Origin of the sequence: Belliella marina, from assembly GCF_042682445.1 — a bacterium.
GTDB lineage: Bacteria > Bacteroidota > Bacteroidia > Cytophagales > Cyclobacteriaceae > Belliella > Belliella marina.
Map to the genome: position 1 here is coordinate 62,909 of NZ_JBHUHR010000039.1, position 17,456 is coordinate 80,364.

Consider the following 17,456-nt stretch of genomic DNA (forward strand, 5'->3'; position numbering starts at 1 on the left):
CATAGAATGAAGAAATTAAGCTTATGGATATTATCGGTTTTGTTCTTTGTAGTCTCCTGCAATCAAAAGAATCGGGAACAGGTGATTCAAGATTCTGAAGACGATATGATCTCTGATGATTCGTTGATGACTTTGGTCCAGTATAGGACATTCCAGTACTTTTGGGATGGTGCTGAGCCGACATCGGGTTTGGCGAGGGAAAGGGTTCATCTAGATGGAGAATACCCTGAAAACGATCAAAATGTGGTAACAACAGGAGGGTCAGGTTTTGGGATAATGGCTATTTTGGTAGGCATTGAGAGAGGTTTTATTACAAGAAAAGAAGGATTTGATAGACTGAATCATATTGTTGATTACTTGGAAAAAGCAGATAGATTCCACGGTATTTGGCCACATTGGATTTATGGCGAAACGGGAAAAGTCAAACCCTTTGGTGCTGATGACGATGGAGGAGATATTGTAGAGTCTGCATTTTTGATTCAGGGATTGTTGACAGTGCGCCAATATTTTCTGGATGGAAACGGAGAAGAAAAGGCAATGGCCAATAAAATTACGCAACTCTACGAGGAGATGGAGTGGTCATGGTACAAAGCCAAAAATGAAAATGTATTACTATGGCATTGGTCTCCGAATATTGAATTCAAAATGAATCATGGATTGCGAGGATATGATGAAACGCTGATAGCATATATTCTTGGGGCATCCTCACCAACATATTCTATTGATCCCAAATTGTATCATGAAGGATGGGCGAGAAAGGGAGCAATAAAAAATGATACAGAACCATTTGGACATCTTCTGGAATTGAAGCACAATGGTGCGGAAGAGATGGGTGGGCCTCTTTTTTGGGCACATTACTCGTATTTGGCTTTGGATCCCAGAGGCTTGAAAGACCAATATGCAGACTATTGGAGGCATAATGTCAACCACACATTGGCTAATCGTGCCTGGTGTGTCGAGAATCCCAATGGGTTTGAAGGATATGGGGAGCAGTCCTGGGGGTTGACTGCAAGCTATTCGGTCAATGGATATGCTGCCCATGCACCGGGAGAAAAAAGAGACAAGGGGGTGATTTCTCCAACGGCGGCACTTTCTTCTTTTCCCTATACACCGGAGTATTCTATGGAAGCTATGAGGTTTTGGTATGAAGAATATGGGGACAAACTATTTGGAAAATATGGTTTTTATGATGCTTTTAGCGAGACGGAAAATTGGTTTCCACAGAGGTATTTGGCTATAGACCAAGGACCAATAGTAGTGATGATCGAAAACCATAGGACTGGTTTGCTCTGGGATTTGTTTATGTCCTCTCCAGAAATCCAGCAGGGACTTGGGAAATTAGGCTTTCAAAACCCTGGCTTGAAATAAATATGAACTGAAATCACGACAATTATGATGAAACCCAAACTACACCATATCTATTTCTTTGCCATTTGTATACTTCTGATCTCATGTGAAAAACCTAAAAAAAAGGAAGTAGAAAGGCCAAATATCTTGTACATCATGGCCGATGACCATGCGGTACAGGCAATCAGCGCATATGGACATCCTATATCCAAGCTTGCACCTACTCCCAATATTGATAGGATTGCGAAGGCAGGGGTATTATTTACTGCGAATTATTGTGCCAATTCCATTTGTGGTCCAAGTAGGGCAAGCATCCTAACCGGAAAGCATAGTCATGCCAATGGGTTTATGCAAAACAACAACGAGGGTTTTGATGGGAGTCAAGCAACTTTAGCGAAGATATTTCGGGAAAATGGTTACCAGACTTCCTTGATAGGAAAATGGCATTTGGTTTCTGAACCTACTGGTTTTGACCATTGGCAGATACTGAATGACCAAGGCGAATACAACAATCCCGATTTTGTCACGTCCAAAGATACTGTAAAGATATCTGGGTATGTGACTGATATCATTACAGAGCTTACGGTAGATTGGTTGGATCAGAGGGATCCTGAGAAACCATTCTTCTTGATGATGCAACACAAAGCCCCCCATAGGAGTTGGATACCGGCAGAGCGGCATTACAATCTTTATGATGATGTAGAATTTCCTGTTCCCAATAATTATTTCGATGATTATGAAGGAAGATTTGCGGCAGCCAATCAAGAAATGAATGTATATAGGGATATGTTTGAGGGGCATGATCTCAAATTGAGTATAGAAAGAGGAGTTGATAGCTTACGTTTTGACCCTTGGTCTCATGTATTTTTTGGCAGAATGACTCCGGAAGAGATAGAAAAGTTTTGGGATGCATACAGGGAGAAGAACGATGCCTACTTTGAAATAGATCCAAGTGATTCGGTGAGTATCGCTGAATGGAAATTGCAAAGATATTTACAGGATTATCTAGCTGTAATTAAGGCGGTAGACGAAAGTGTTGGTAAAATTTTGGATTATCTGGAAGAAAATGACCTTGTGGATAATACACTTGTAGTCTATACAACAGATCAAGGGTTTTATCTGGGAGAACATGGTTGGTTTGATAAGCGGTTTATGTATGAAGAATCATTTATCATGCCTACACTGATGCAATATCCCGGAAAGATAGAAGCCGGTATTTCGATTCCACATTTAACGCAAAACATAGATTTTGCACCTTCATTTTTGGATATATGTGGGATTGCAATTCCCGGGGATATGCATGGTGCTTCATTTAAGCCATTACTTTTCGGTGGTTTGGCGGCAGATTGGAGATCATCTATTTATTATCACTATTATGAATTCCCTGGGATTCATAATGTGAGAGCCCATTATGGAGTCAAAGAAGAAAGATACAAGCTGATTTATTTTTACAAAGAGGATATCTGGGAGCTCTATGACCTTCAAAATGACCCTACTGAAATGAAAAACATCTATGGAAATGAAGGGACCGAAGCAATCTCGGAAAGATTGAAGACGGAGCTTAGAAAATTGCAAGACCAATATGCAGTTCCTGATGAGCATAGGTAAATCGATTTGAAGGAAAAAAATGTGCAGGTAAAAACTTACTCACCTTGGTTGGATAATTGGCTTGCATATGAAAACAAAGAGTTTTGTTATAGTCTAAAATAAACAATAGATGATGATATCAAACAGAAGGGTTTTGGTTAAAATAGTAAAATGCATTTGGTTATTTAACATTTTAGCTATTTCAGGTACGTTAGCCCAATCCATGACCCAATCGACTTATTGTAATCCGATTAATATGGATTATACCTACATGATTTACAATTCCCATCAGGACAAATCCTACCGATCAGGTGCAGATCCTGCGGTGGTAGAATTTAAGGGGGAATATTACATGTTTGTCACCAGATCCATGGGGTACTGGCATTCTTATGATTTGAATAACTGGACATTTATAGAACCTGAAAAATGGTATTTTGAAGGTTCCAATGCACCAACAGCCCATAACTACAAAGACTCTGTCCTTTATGTTACCGGAAATCCATCAGGCCACATGAGTGTGCTTTACACGGACAATCCAAAGAAAGGGGATTGGAAAGCCGTACCGGGTATCCTCAACAACCTTCAAGACCCCCATGTATTCATAGATGATGATGACCAAGCCTATGTCTTTTGGGGTTCATCAAATAGATTTCCAATTCGGGCGAAAAAATTGGATATGAAGAAGAGGTTTCGCCCTTCCGAAGAGACTTATGAGCTTTTCAATTTGGATATGGAGAAGCATGGATGGGAGAGGTTTGGGGAAAATCATGCAGACACAGTTTTGGGAGGTTACATTGAAGGGCCCTGGTTGACAAAATATAATGGGAAATATTATATGCAGTATGCTGCACCAGGAACAGAATTCAATGTGTATGGAGACGGTGTTTATATCGGTGAAAGTCCTTTGGGACCTTTTGCGTATGCTCCAAACAACCCTGTTTCGTATAAGCCAGGTGGATTTATGAATGGAGCAGGACATGGAAGTACAGTTACAGGACCCGGAAATTCCCATTGGCACTTCGCCAGTATGGCGGTTTCCGTAAATATCGGTTGGGAAAGAAGGATTGCCATGTTCCCAACTTTTTTTGACAAGGATGATTTGATGTTTATGGATACCTATTTTGGGGATTATCCACATTATGCTCCGGCAGCACCAGGTCATCAAGGTGAGTTTGCCGGTTGGATGCTTTTGTCCTATAACAAGCCCATAAAAGCATCATCATCCATCGAAAGCAATGTTGCAAGTAATATGGTCGATGAAAATGTAAAAACATTTTGGCTGGCTGAAAATACCAACCAAGGGCAATGGGTCAAAATTGATTTGCAAACACCAAGTACGATACATGCAGTTCAGCTGAATTTCCATGATCATGAATCAGATATGTATGGAAGGATTTCAGGATTGTACCATAGATATGCTGTCATGGGTTCTGTTGATGGAAAGGAATGGGAGTTGATTGTAGATAGAATGAACAGCTACAAGGACGTTCCAAATGATTATGTGGAAATAACCAATCCAAAACAATACAGGTATGTGAGGTATGAGCATATCCATGTACCGACCCCACATTTGGCGATTTCAGGTTTTAGGGTATTTGGGAAAGGGGCAGGAAAATCCCCATCTGAAGTAAAGAAATTTACTGTCGAAAGGAAAGTGGACAAAAGAGATGTAATAATTACTTGGGAAAGCGATCCACAAGCTCAAGGATATAATATCCTATGGGGAATAGCTCCAGATAAGTTATACAGTTCATGGATGGTTTATGGTGAAAATGAGTTGGATTTGAAAAGTCTGTCAATAGACCAATCCTACTATTTCACTATTGAAGCATTCAATGAAAACGGTGTTTCGAAAAGGAATCCAGTTGTTAAAGTTGATTAGGATATTAACTGTTTTATTTTATTGATAGATAATGTATTATGATAAGAAAATATGCGATTTGTATACTGCTTTCAGGAAGTTTCATAAGTTCCTGTTCACAAGTTTCAAGTGATAGATTAGACGATGATTTCTCCTTCAAAGTAGATTCTGTATTGGCATTGATGACATTGGAAGAAAAATTGGGTCAATTGAATTTACCAGCGGCTGGTGATATTACAACTGGTCAGGCAGAGAGTTCCAACATTGCCGAAAAGATCAAACAAGGAAAAGTGGGAGGACTATTCAACTTAAAATCTGCAGTGAAAATCAGGGAAGTGCAAAGAATCGCTGTTGAAGAAAGCAGGTTGAAAATCCCACTGCTATTTGGGATGGATGTGATCCATGGATATGAAACGCTCTTTCCAATTCCATTGGGGCTATCCAGCAGCTGGGATATGGAGTTGATTGAAAAGAGTGCCAGAATTGCAGCAATTGAAGCAAGCGCTGATGGGATCAATTGGACATTTTCACCTATGGTGGATGTATCCAGGGATCCAAGATGGGGGAGAGTATCAGAAGGAAATGGAGAGGATCCTTATTTAGGTGCCCAAATAGCCAAGGCAATGATCAAAGGTTATCAAGGTGATGACCTTACTTTGGAAAACACCATCATGGCATGTGTGAAGCACTTTGCTTTGTACGGTGCACCAGAAGCCGGAAGGGATTATAATTCAGTGGATATGAGTAGACAGAGGATGTTCAATGAATATTTTTTGCCCTACAAGGCTGCGATAGAAACAGGAGTAGGAACAGTAATGACCTCTTTCAATGACATTGATGGGATTCCTGCCAGTGGGAACAAATGGTTGATGACAGACTTGTTGAGAGAGCAATGGGGATTCAATGGTTTTGTGGTAACTGACTATACCGCTATCAACGAGATGATTGATCATGGAATGGGAAATCTCCAAGAAGTTTCTGCCATGTCACTGAATGCAGGGGTAGATATGGACATGGTTGGAGAAGGGTTTTTGAGTACTTTGGAAAAATCACTTGAAGAGGGGAAAGTAACCCAAAATCAAATTGATGAAGCTGTTGGAAGAATATTGACCGCAAAATTTAAACTTGGTCTTTTTGATGATCCTTACAAATATGCTGATCCCGAACGATCTAAAAGAGATGTTTTTAATGCTGAACATAGAAAAGTAGCCAGAGAGATTGCTTCCCAGACATTTGTTTTGCTAAAGAACGAAGGGGGAATTCTTCCGATCAAACGAGAAAGCAGGATCGCATTGATTGGTCCAATGGCAGACAATAAGGAAAACATGGCTGGAACTTGGAGTGTAGCTGGTAAGTTTGAAGAAGCAATATCTCTGAGGGAGGGGCTAGAGAATGCAATAGGAGATAAAGCAAAAATAGTCTACGCCAGGGGTTCAAATATCACAGCCGATTCTCTGTTGGAATCCAGGGTAAGTATTTTTGGAAAACCTACCTATCGGGATAACAGATCAGAGGAAATTATGATCAAGGAAGCGCTTGCAGCCGCAAAAAATGCTGATGTCATCATCGCAGCTATGGGAGAGTCTGCCGAAATGAGTGGTGAGGCATCAAGTCGATCGGATATCGAAATTCCCGAAAACCAAAGAAAACTGATGGAAGCTTTGCTGAAGACTGGCAAACCTGTGATCATGGTTTTGTTTACGGGACGGCCATTGGCAATCAAGTGGGAGTCAGAAAATGTGCCAGCCATTCTGAATGTTTGGTTTGCTGGAAGTGAGGCAGGGGATGCCATAGCAGATGTCCTTTATGGAGATGTCAATCCTTCAGGGAAATTGACTGCAACTTTCCCCCAAAATGTAGGCCAAGTTCCGATTTTTTATAACCATAAGAATACAGGAAGACCTTTGCCGGAAGGAGAGTGGTTTCAGAAGTTCAGGTCAAATTATCTGGATGTATCCAATGAACCTTTGTATCCTTTTGGTTATGGTTTAAGCTATACTTCGTTTGAATATGGGGATATCAAATTGAGTGCGAAGGAACTTGAAGGAGAACAAATACTAACAGCAAGTATTGACTTGAAGAATTCCGGAAAGTTTGATGGAGCCGAAGTGGTTCAACTTTATGTACGGGATTTGGTGGGTTCTATCACCAGGCCTGTGAAAGAATTGAAAGGCTTTCAAAAAGTTTATTTAAAGGCGGGTGAGTCCAAAACCGTTGGATTTGAATTGACTCAGGAAGATCTGAAGTTCTACAACTACGATATTGATTTTGTGTTTGAGCCAGGGGAATTTGAGATCATGGTTGGAGGCAATTCCAGAGATGTCAAATCGGCGAAGGTAAATTGGAAATAGGATTTAAAGATAAAAAAGGGGATCAATTGAGTTTGATCCCTTTTTTTATGGTTTTTCCTATTCGATTAAGTAGTAGTTTAATTGCATCTTTATTTTCTTATGAGGTTCAACTTTGAATTTAATATCAAGTATATTTTTCAATAATTTCTTCCGACATTTTTTTTGTTCCCACAGAAGCTAGGCCTTCTATTGGATAGAGCCTATGGATGTTACCCACATCTGGGATTCTCAGATCAATGATGTATTTGGTACAGGATTTAGGAGCATATTGGATCAACCCTGCAGCTGGATATACGAGCATAGAAGTGCCGATGACAGCAAAGAGGTCAGCTTGGCTGACGATGTCGATGGCAGGTTCTATCATGGGAACCATCTCTCCAAACCAAACTATAAAAGGCCTGAGTTGACTGCCTTTTTCACATTTGTCGCCGATCTTGATTTCCCAGCCATCCATTTCATAAACCAAAGAAGGGTCTACAGTACTTTGGGATTTGAACAATTCTCCGTGGAGGTGTATCACGTTGCTAGAGCCAGCTTTTTCATGGAGATTGTCCACATTCTGGGTGATGATCGTGACATCAAAATACTTCTCCAACCTTGCCAATTCATAATGGGCTTCATTCGGTTTTACACTCAGCGCCTGCTTTCTCCTTTGGTTGTAAAAATCAAGCACCAATTCCCTGTTTTTTCTCCAGCCTTCAGGAGAAGCGACTTCCATGACATCATGCCCTTCCCAAAGGCCATTGCTGTCCCGAAAGGTCGCAATTCCACTTTCTGCTGAAATGCCAGCACCTGTAAGTACTACTAGTTTCTTTTTCATTTTGATTCCGGATAATAATCTAATGGTAGCATGTCGCCTGTTTTCATCCAACCCATATACCCCTCAAACAAAAGGTCATAGGGTGGAGAGTAACTACCGTTTTCATAAATTACAATTTGTCCATTTAGGAAGTGGATGAGACTCTCTTGGATTTGGAGATTTTGTGGATTTGGATAGTTTTGGTCTGGTTTGGATTTGGTATATATCACTTGGAGGTAGTCTTCAAATTTCAGAACTTTTTGCCCACCTTCGCCTTCCTCAATCATCTGACTTAGATCTAAGGGGTTTTTATCCAGTACATCGATTGTTTTAGGTAGTCTTTTCAATCTCGCATACTCCTCAAAAGAATAGGGGGTAGGCCGCCCGGTTCTAAAATTTTCAGCAATAGTATTTAGCTCCTCGTCGTCGGGTCGGTTGATGTTTGGGATTTTTTTGAGCCTTCTCACTATAAAACCTTCTTCTTCCACTTTGCCTTCGTACACAGCTCTCATAAAGTGCATTGTACTTCCTAAGTAAGCCCTCACCCGGCTTTTCCCAACTTGTTTTATTTTTCGCTTTGATAGCGTGGAATCTGAGGTGAAAAATGCATAGCCACCATAAAAAACACGAAAATCTGCTTTTGAATACTCAAAATTTTGGAGGATGTATCTTATAGTGTATCCCAAATTGGCATTTTCAATGAGCAAAGCATCATTAGCTCTTGCTATCAGCACCTTTGGAGTGGACTGGTCATCCAAAACCAAAATATTGGGATTCTCCAACTTGATTTTTTGGGAATTGGTACTTGTGCCTAAGAAGTAGCGTTTGAAAATTTCCAGATTTCCATACCAAGCTTGATCCCTTTTCGAATTGACTTCTAATTCTGAAAGTACCAAATCATCTGAAGCCAATTTGAACCGGTAAAGTTTATCTTGGATCTCTGTATGCTCAAACTCATAGGTCAACGTAACGAAGCCAATGGACCTGATGACCAATTCATATTTTCCGTTATCAATCATCAGTGAAAAATGCCCCAAAGAATCACTCAATGTACCATTGCTTGTATTGGTCAGGAATACCATTGCATACGGGATTGGAGTTCCATCGACTGCATTTTCGATGATTCCATTGATTGTAGTCTGTGAATATGATACGCTAGTATAGATCAATAAGAATAGCGCAATTAGGCAATATTTGAGCTTCATGTTTACTTCATCTCCATTTTTCAATGTATCCTTTATCGCAGAATAATATTAATTAATATTGTCTAAAAAAATCAATTAAATAGAATATTTGTATAAAGAGAAGTCTAAAGATGTATCAATTTCCGTAGGCATAAAAAAAAGCAGGATTTTACCCCTGCTTCCAATTACTTTTTCTTGGCAAACCTACCTTTTTTCTTTTCAGGTTGATTTTCTATAATCTCGATGGTCTCTGCATAGCTTAATTCAGCAGCTTCTTTGTCTTTTGGTATTTTGAAATTGTTTTTGCCGAACTTGATATAGGGTCCCCATCTACCATTGAGAATTTGGATTTCTTCATTTTCCTCAAAGCTCTTGATGTGTTTCTCTGCATCTGCTTTTCTTTTGTCCTTGATAAGTTGGATTGCCTCCTCTTCGGTTATGCTCAATGGATCATATTCTTTTCCCAAAGAGACAAATTTACTGTCATGTCTGAGGTATGGCCCAAATCTTCCGATTGCAGCTACAATTTTCTTTTCTTCAAACTGGCCAACATCCCTTGGTAGCTTAAACAACTCCAATGCATCTTCTAATGTGATATTCTCAATGAATTGACCTTTTTTCAGACTAGCAAATTGTTTTTCTTCATCTTCCTGATCACCAATCTGCACCAAAGGTCCAAACTTCCCAAGTCTTGCAATGATCATTTTGCCTGTTTTGGGATCGAGGCCTATTTCTCTGGAGCTGTTGACATCTGCTCTAGCGACGTTAGCCGTTTCTTCCACCCTGGTGTGGAATGCGCCATAGAAATTTTGGATCATGTCTTCCCAGTTTTGGGTTCCATGGGCTATTTCGTCAAATTCCTTTTCTACCCTTGCCGTAAATGTGAAATCAATCACATTTGGGAAATGTTCTACCAAAAAATCATTCACTACCATTGCAATGTTGGTAGGGAACAATTTGTTCTTGTCAGCACCGGCGATTTCGGCTTTGCTTTCTTTCTTGAATTCGCCTTTTGCAATTTTCATTTCTACATACTTCCTTTCATTTCCATCACGCGACTCTTTGATCACATAATTTCTCTTTTGTATTGTAGAGATGGTCGGTGCATAGGTAGAAGGTCTTCCTATTCCCATTTCTTCCAGTTTCTTCACCAGAGAAGCTTCTGTATATCTGGGGGCAGGTCTTGAGAATGTCTCCCTGCCTTTCATTTCCATTAATTTCAAGGCCTGACCTACAGTCAATGGAGGCAATAGACCTTTTTCAGTACTTTCATCATCCTCAGGCTCCTCGTCGGTACTTTCTAGATAAACTTTAAGAAATCCTTCAAACTTGATGACTTCACCGCTTGCAGAAAGTGTCTGCGGCAGTGTAGAGATGGCTATGCTTACATTGGTTTTCTCCAGTTCTGCATCCGCCATTTGTGAGGCGATGGCCCTTTTCCAGATCAATTCATATAAGCGCTGCTCGTTTCTATCTCCTGAGGTATCGTGCTTGGAAAAATCCGTAGGACGTATGGCTTCGTGGGCTTCTTGGGCTCCTTCGGATTTTGTTGCGTATTTCCTTGATTTATGGAATTCAGAACCATAGGAAGAGGTGATCTCATTCTTTGCGGCTGCCATGGCATCTTCTGATAGGTTGGTACTATCAGTCCTCATATAGGTGATCTTACCAGCTTCATAGAGCTTCTGGGCTACCGACATAGTTTGTGCTACTGAGAAGCTTAGTTTCCTACTTGCTTCCTGCTGTAGGGTAGAAGTGGTGAATGGCGCGGCTGGGGTTTTCTTTCCAGGCTTTTTTTCCAAACTCTTGATGCTGAAATCAGCACCTATACATTTCTTCAAAAATTCTTCAGCCTCTTCCTGCGTGTCAAATTTCTTTGGCAACTCGGCAGAAAGTGTTTTTCCATCTACATCGAATAATGCCGTAATCCTAAAAGAGGATTTTGAATTGAATTTTTCAACCTCTCTTTCCCTTTCTACGATCAAGCGGACAGCAACAGATTGAACCCTGCCTGCAGATAATCCTGCTTTGATTTTCCTCCAAAGAATTGGGGAAAGCTCAAAGCCAACCAACCTGTCCAATATTCTTCTGGCCTGCTGTGCATTGACCAAGTCATAATCGATTGTCCTGGGATTTTCGATTGCTTTGGTGATCGCATTTTTGGTTATCTCCCTAAAGACAATCCTTTTGCTGTTTTCATCTTTTAGCTTTAGTACTTCTTTCAAATGCCAGCTGATGGCTTCCCCTTCACGGTCATCATCACTTGCTAGGTAAACCATTTCTGATTCCTTTACAAGCTTCTTCAGTTGTTTGATCACTTCCTTTTTGTCGGCAGTGACTTCATAAGTTGGTTTGAATTTATTTTGGATGTCTATCGCATTGTCACCTTTTGGCAAATCTCTCACATGGCCATAGCTAGAAGCTACTTTGAAATCTTTCCCCAAGTATCCTTCTATGGTCTTGGCTTTGGCGGGTGACTCTACTATCACTAAATTTTTTGACATATTTCCTATATATTTATGAATGGAATCTTTTTTAATAGATCCATTTAAATCCTAAAAATAGATGTGATTAAATTCTATTCCAAATTATGAAAGACACTATATTGTATTTGGCATGATTATTTCAATTGGTCTTCTTGTAACATAAGCAAAGGATTTATGCAGAAAAGTAAGCTATTAGTTGTATTAAGGCACGGAGAGGCAGATTTTAGTTTTGGGAATGGTGCAGATTTCCAAAGGGAATTAAATCAAAATGGTATAGATCAATTGCATCGGATTAAAGTACTTTTTGAAAAAACAGGCATCAAACCGGATAAGATTATAGCAAGTGCTGCTATCAGGACTACCCAAACTGCCAATATTATTGCAGCTGATTTAGATCAATCCATAATCCAATATTCGCATGAAATATATGAAGCGGAAGCTTCTGAATTGTTCAAAGTCATCTCTGGTGTGGATAATGCTATTGCTTGTCTTATGATCATAGGACACAACCCTGGAGTCAGTGCACTCGTGTCTTCAATTACAGACCAGGGATATATAAATATGCAGACAGGTATGTTGGCTATTGTCGAGCTTACTGTAGACTGCTGGAGTCTACTTGGGATCGGGACTGGGCTTGTAAGGGAAGTGATGCAATAACCTAAGTCCATTCAGAAAAAAAATAGCCTTGATTTAGAAGAGAGTAGGCCAAAATACGTATATCTATACGTTGAATTAAGCTAACCTTTGAAATTATTACTCGATTATCTCTGTTTTGATCCTAAAGACGGCAATTGATAAGATTGCATCTTATAAGATTGGGGAATTAAATTAAAAACAAACTAAATATGTCTATTAAACATCAGCTTATTGATAATTTTGATCCTAACGGAGTAAGTACACATAATGCATTGTTTGGACTTCCATTTGATGCCGAATCTGCTGAAATGATCATTATCCCTGTACCTTGGGAGGTCACAGTTTCCTATTCTTCTGGAACAGCAGATGGTCCTGAAGCAATATTGGGTGCATCCCTTCAAGTGGATCTTTTTCAAGACGACATAAAAGATGCTTGGAAAATGGGGGTTTGCATGCTGCCAATTCCTCAGGATATAGCAAACAAAAGTTCAAATTTTAGAGTTTTGGCAAAGAGCTATATTGATTGGTTGGAGAGTGACTCGCCGGAAGAAGAAGAGGAACGGTTTGCGGCTGTTCCAGATTTGATCAACAAAGCTTGCGTTGAAATGAATGAGTGGGTTTATGGACAAGCTAAGAAATATAGATCCCAAGGGAAAATGGTAGCCTTACTGGGAGGGGATCACAGTACCCCTTTGGGCTTGATCAAGGCAATTTCAGAAGAACATGATAATTTTGGCATACTTCAGATTGATGCCCATGCGGACCTGCGGGTTTCCTATGAGAACTTTGAATATTCTCATGCTTCCATTTCCTATAATGCCCTGAAATTTCCCCAGATTGAAAAATTGGTGCAAGTTGGGATCAGGGATTTTTGTGAAGCAGAGTCAATTATGGCAAAAGAGAATAACAGGATCACAACCTTTTATGACAAAGAATTGAAAAAAGAATCATATGAAGGGAAAGCGTGGAAGATCATCTGCGATGAAATCATAGATCAATTGCCAGACGAAGTTTATATTACGATAGATATTGATGGTTTTGACCCAAAACTTTGTCCCCATACAGGTACGCCTGTCGCTGGTGGTTTTGAATTGGAGCAAATAATGTATCTGATGAAGGAGCTGGTGAAATCAGGTAGAAAGATTATAGGTTTTGACCTTGTAGAAGTAGCTCCAGGGCCAGAAGGGGACGAGTGGGATGGAAATGTAGGAGCCAGAATTCTTTATAGGATGGCAAATCTGTATGGTGCTTCCCAAGGTAGGTTGGATTTGAAGTAATTGGAAAAAAGTGACATGCCAATTTTTTTCCAATGCTGGGATTGCCTGGTATGACATCAATAGATAGGGTCTACTTAAAAACACAAAACCAATTAGTAATGTATGGGTTCGTTTACATAGTCAATATCTTACGCAGGTTTTTTCAGCAAATGAACGCAAAAACCTTGCAGTATATTAACTTAGTTTTGTTAGCCAGCTTCATCCCGATACGCTTCGACATCGGGACTACTTCCTTGGCTTCAGTTCGCAGTATATTTATACAGCTTCACTTCGCCAACTCGTATCTTACGCAAATCTGACTTTTTCAGCAGACCCTAGATATCTATTTGAATTGTTCATAAAAAAATCCATATCACAGGATATGGATTTTTTTATGGAGTAAAGCTATCGGGAATCACTTGCCGATAATTTGTACCTTTATATAATTGTCAAAAAAATATACAAGGTTTGGGGTAATGAGAATTACTTTTTGCCCAACTGAACGAAAATAATTCCATTTTTTGCCCCTTCACCATATTTAGACAAATCTTCACTACTTGGTTTTTTAACAACTTCCATATTTTTAATTTCACTTGGTTTGATGTCGTTTAGCTCTCCAAACTCTTTGATAGTCCCATCTACCACAACCATTGGTTTTGCTTTTACACTGGATTCAAGAGGTGTAGAGAACTTGTCTGCGTAGGTGTTAAATTGTTGCTCCTTATATTCATCAATGACTTTACTTGATTTTGAAGTTGAACCATAGCCTACTACTACGATCTCATTTTTCATGCCAGCGCTTGGTTTGGATTCACCGCTACTGACTCCACCCAATCGAAATGTAATCGGTAGAACAGCCTTGAACTGGTCACCATTCCCAGAAACTTTCCAAGATGGGGCAGACGTATTTACCACGCGATCGACTTCTTCATCAATCTCTTTGCTTATCCCTTTTACAATCTTAGAGGATTCAATCTTCCCTTTTGAATCAAAATCCAATTGCACCAAAACAGTACCTGTTTCTCCACTTCTCCTGGCTTCCGTAGGATATTTGATGCTTTTCGTGACGTGCCTATTAAATGCTTCTGTAGGGGTAACTTCTCCGGTTTCTCCTGAAGCTTTGCTTAGATTAAAGCGTATGGGAAGTCTCATTCTTACATCGACAGCTTGTCCTCCTTGCTTTCCTGGATTCCACTTCGGTGAATTTCTGACAACCCTCAATGCTTCTTCATCGCACCCAGCTCCAATTCCCCTTAAAATTTCAGGGTTTTCAACCGTCCCATCCTTTTTTACTATAAAAGTCAAGTAGACGGTACCCTCAGTTTTATTTTCTTTTGCTGTATTTGGATACTTTAAGTTTTCGGCAAGATATTGATTCCATCCTTCCATCTTGCCTTGTGGTGATGGAGGAGTATCTACTTTATCATAAGGTTCGTTGTTGTTACGGACTACAGTGGGGATTTCCTCGGTGCTATTGGCAGTAGGATTTATACTTCCATTCTTAAAGCGAATAGGAAGTCTCATTCTTACATTCATATCTTGCCCTCTTTGCTTTCCAGGCTCCCAATTTGGAGAAGCCTTGACTACTCTTAGAGCTTCAGCATCAATTTCAGGGCTTACACCTTTTAAAATCTCAGGATCTTCTATGAAACCTGTTTTATTGACAACAAACACCACAAAAACGGTACCTTCGATACCATTCTCTTTTGCAGCTTCAGGATATTTGAGATTTGATTTGAGGTATTCGTTCCAACCTTCCATTCCTCCAGGAGGATTCGGAGCTTTTTCTACAACATCAAAAATGGTGTCATCATTGATTATCCTATTTCTGGTGTTGTTGATTGGGACTTCTATTACTTCTGGGAAAAAATCATAAGAATCCCTGTTTTCAGCCATCTTGGATGGATATGACAATTTTAAATTAAGATGATGCACTACATCAACCTTCTCACCACCATGCTCGCCAGGTGTCCATGATGCGCTTTGCTCATCAACCAGCATTTTAATGATTTTCTCGTCCACACCGCCACCAATGCTTTTTCTGACGATTGGATTTTTGATTTTACCTTCTGAGGTAATGATGTATTCCAGTTCAATTGATGAGGCCAGGCCTAATTCCTTTTCTTTCTCTGGCATGATCTCGGCAAGTGCATCTGCAAGGGTTTTATGCCATTCATCTTCACCATTTTTTGGAGAAGGCTTTATGGCGACCTGATCATATGTTTTTACTGGGCCATAGTTTTTGACAATCCTTGAATTGCCTCTAAGGGTATTTATCAAGCTTCTTACTTTGATATATTCTTCATCGGAAGAAATGTCCGAGAATTCATAGATTAACTCACCTAGTTGTGCAGTAAGTTTGTCACCTTCCAGAGCTCCTATGAGCTCATAATGAACCGGATTTTTGATTTTTTTGACTTTGATGGCTACCTCAAGGGAATCTTGGGAAGCTGTCAATTGATCTTTGATCAATTCAATCTTTTGAGTGTTCGAAATCAAAAAGTCAGTCAGACCGACTTTTGTTTTCATTGAGACCAAGGCCAACAGCATCAATGTCAGCGGAAGGATCATCGTCATTTTAAACCTGTTTGGTTTTTTTGAATTTTTCATCATTAAAATTCTTTTAAGGGTAGTTGATCTAATAAAATAGTTACCAATAGGAAGATCCATTCCCTTAAATGCAATTTTTACGATTAATTTCGGATAATTTTCTTTGTTCGTAGTTTGTTTGAGTACGTTTTCGTCAGCAAGGTATTCATGCACATCTACCAATGCAGCACGCATCAAATGGATGGCAGGATTAAACCAAAACAGCACACTTAGAATTTGGTAATACATAATATCCCAAGAGTGGCCCTGTCTTATATGTTCAATCTCATGTTTGATGATCTGGTCTTTTTCCTCGTTGCTCAACTCCTGCGTTTCGTCCCAATACAATTCGTTGAAATAGGAGAAAATAGGGGCAAGACCAAAGGTTGGGATAAGGAAATACTTTTCTTTCAGCTTGTAAATCGTTTGATACCAGCCTTTTTCCTTCAAAAGTCTTAATTGTATAACCTGCCAGAACACCTTTGATGCCAAGAAAGTAAATACAATAAGATAAAAAATGATGAAATAATCTTTCAATTCCATCAACATAGGAAGTTTGGTGCTTTGCACTGTGACTTCGGGCAATCCGTAGAAGCCTGCAACTTCGTCGGGCACCTGCTCAAGTGAAAGTGCCCGAAAAAGCTGTGAATTTTCTAATGATATATCTGGCTTGTAAAAGCTGACCGGTATTTTAACCAAGGGAAACAACAACGCAAGAATCGGGGTGATTAGGATGTAGGCCCTTGTGAATACAAATACTTTTTCATTCCTCAAGAATACCCAATATACTCCAAAGAAAAAGAAAAGACAGAAAGTACTTTGCCAGATATAGTCAATTAGAACGGCCATAAGGTGTTTATTTAACTTCCTCTTTGACCTCGCTCATTATTTTTTCCAGTTCTTTGATGTTCAAATTTTCATCTTTGGCAAAGAATGATGCCATTTTCGTAAATGAACCTCCAAAGTAACCGGAAAGTAAATTTTTGATTGAGTGGCTTCTGTACTCGTCTTTGGATACTATTGGGTAATATTCATGGGACTTTCCATAAGCCTTGTGTTGTACAAACCCTTTTCTTTCGAGTATTCGAATGATGGTGGATACGGTATTGTACGCTGGCTTCGGCTCAGTCATTCTTTCAAGTAGATCCTTTACGAACCCCTTTTCTGCTTCCCACAGGATTTGCATTACCTGCTCTTCTGCTCTTGTTAGATTTCTCATAATATGTGTTTAAGTTTAAATTACGCTTCAAATTATTCACTTAGTTTCGGAAAAGCAAATTTTTAAGAACGAATCTTTTCTATTGGTATCTATAAAGTTAGTAATAATAGTTTAGGTAAACAAATGAAATATTAGTTATAT

11 protein-coding genes are annotated in these 17,456 nt (G+C 39.6%); 6 read left to right on the forward strand and 5 right to left on the reverse strand.

Annotated elements, in window-relative coordinates:
- Positions 1–6 precede the first annotated feature (6 nt).
- The 4 genes from ACFSKL_RS14175 (at position 7) to bglX (ending at position 7,146) form a co-directional block, all read left to right on the forward strand.
- On the forward strand, positions 7–1,368 hold the full coding sequence (locus ACFSKL_RS14175; protein WP_376886971.1) for a glucoamylase family protein: 1,362 nt from the start codon (positions 7–9) through the stop codon (positions 1,366–1,368).
- A 24-nt stretch (positions 1,369–1,392) separates the two neighbouring features.
- Positions 1,393–2,955 (forward strand): sulfatase family protein, encoded by a 1,563-nt coding sequence (locus ACFSKL_RS14180; protein WP_376886972.1) that lies wholly within the window; start codon positions 1,393–1,395, stop codon positions 2,953–2,955.
- Positions 2,956–3,190: 235 nt separating this feature from the next.
- The gene (locus ACFSKL_RS14185; RefSeq protein WP_376886973.1) at positions 3,191–4,816 is read left to right on the forward strand and encodes a family 43 glycosylhydrolase; all 1,626 of its coding nucleotides are present in this window, start codon (positions 3,191–3,193) and stop codon (positions 4,814–4,816) included.
- A 38-nt stretch (positions 4,817–4,854) separates the two neighbouring features.
- Positions 4,855–7,146 carry a beta-glucosidase BglX gene (bglX, locus tag ACFSKL_RS14190; RefSeq protein WP_376886974.1) on the forward strand — a complete coding sequence of 764 codons (2,292 nt, stop codon included), beginning with the start codon at positions 4,855–4,857 and terminating at the stop codon, positions 7,144–7,146.
- A gap of 124 nt (positions 7,147–7,270) precedes the next feature.
- Here the strand turns inward: bglX and ACFSKL_RS14195 are convergent, their stop codons facing one another.
- The 3 genes from ACFSKL_RS14195 to topA form a co-directional block, all read right to left on the reverse strand.
- Complete coding sequence (locus tag ACFSKL_RS14195; protein WP_376886975.1) at positions 7,271–7,966, reverse strand: SIR2 family NAD-dependent protein deacylase; 696 nt, start codon at positions 7,964–7,966, stop codon at positions 7,271–7,273.
- Positions 7,963–9,150 carry a carboxypeptidase-like regulatory domain-containing protein gene (locus ACFSKL_RS14200; protein WP_376886976.1) on the reverse strand — a complete coding sequence of 396 codons (1,188 nt, stop codon included), beginning with the start codon at positions 9,148–9,150 and terminating at the stop codon, positions 7,963–7,965. The genes ACFSKL_RS14195 and ACFSKL_RS14200 overlap by 4 nt, the downstream gene beginning before the upstream one ends.
- A 164-nt stretch (positions 9,151–9,314) precedes the next feature.
- On the reverse strand, positions 9,315–11,633 hold the full coding sequence (topA, locus tag ACFSKL_RS14205) for a type I DNA topoisomerase (RefSeq protein WP_376886977.1): 2,319 nt from the start codon (positions 11,631–11,633) through the stop codon (positions 9,315–9,317).
- A gap of 156 nt (positions 11,634–11,789) precedes the next feature.
- Between topA and ACFSKL_RS14210 the strand changes: the two genes are divergently transcribed.
- Positions 11,790–12,272, forward strand: coding sequence for a SixA phosphatase family protein (locus tag ACFSKL_RS14210; RefSeq protein ID WP_376886978.1), 483 nt, complete (start codon positions 11,790–11,792; stop codon positions 12,270–12,272).
- Between the two features lie 188 nt (positions 12,273–12,460).
- Complete coding sequence (locus tag ACFSKL_RS14215) at positions 12,461–13,528, forward strand: agmatinase family protein (RefSeq protein ID WP_376886979.1); 1,068 nt, start codon at positions 12,461–12,463, stop codon at positions 13,526–13,528.
- Positions 13,529–13,990: 462 nt separating this feature from the next.
- Here the strand turns inward: ACFSKL_RS14215 and ACFSKL_RS14220 are convergent, their stop codons facing one another.
- Positions 13,991–16,945, reverse strand: a complete 2,955-nt coding sequence (locus ACFSKL_RS14220; protein ID WP_376886980.1) for a TonB family protein — start codon at positions 16,943–16,945, stop codon at positions 13,991–13,993.
- Positions 16,946–16,952: 7 nt separating this feature from the next.
- A complete protein-coding gene (locus tag ACFSKL_RS14225; protein ID WP_376886981.1) occupies positions 16,953–17,315 on the reverse strand; it encodes a BlaI/MecI/CopY family transcriptional regulator in 363 nt (120 codons plus the stop codon).
- Between the last annotated feature and the right edge of the window lie 141 nt (positions 17,316–17,456).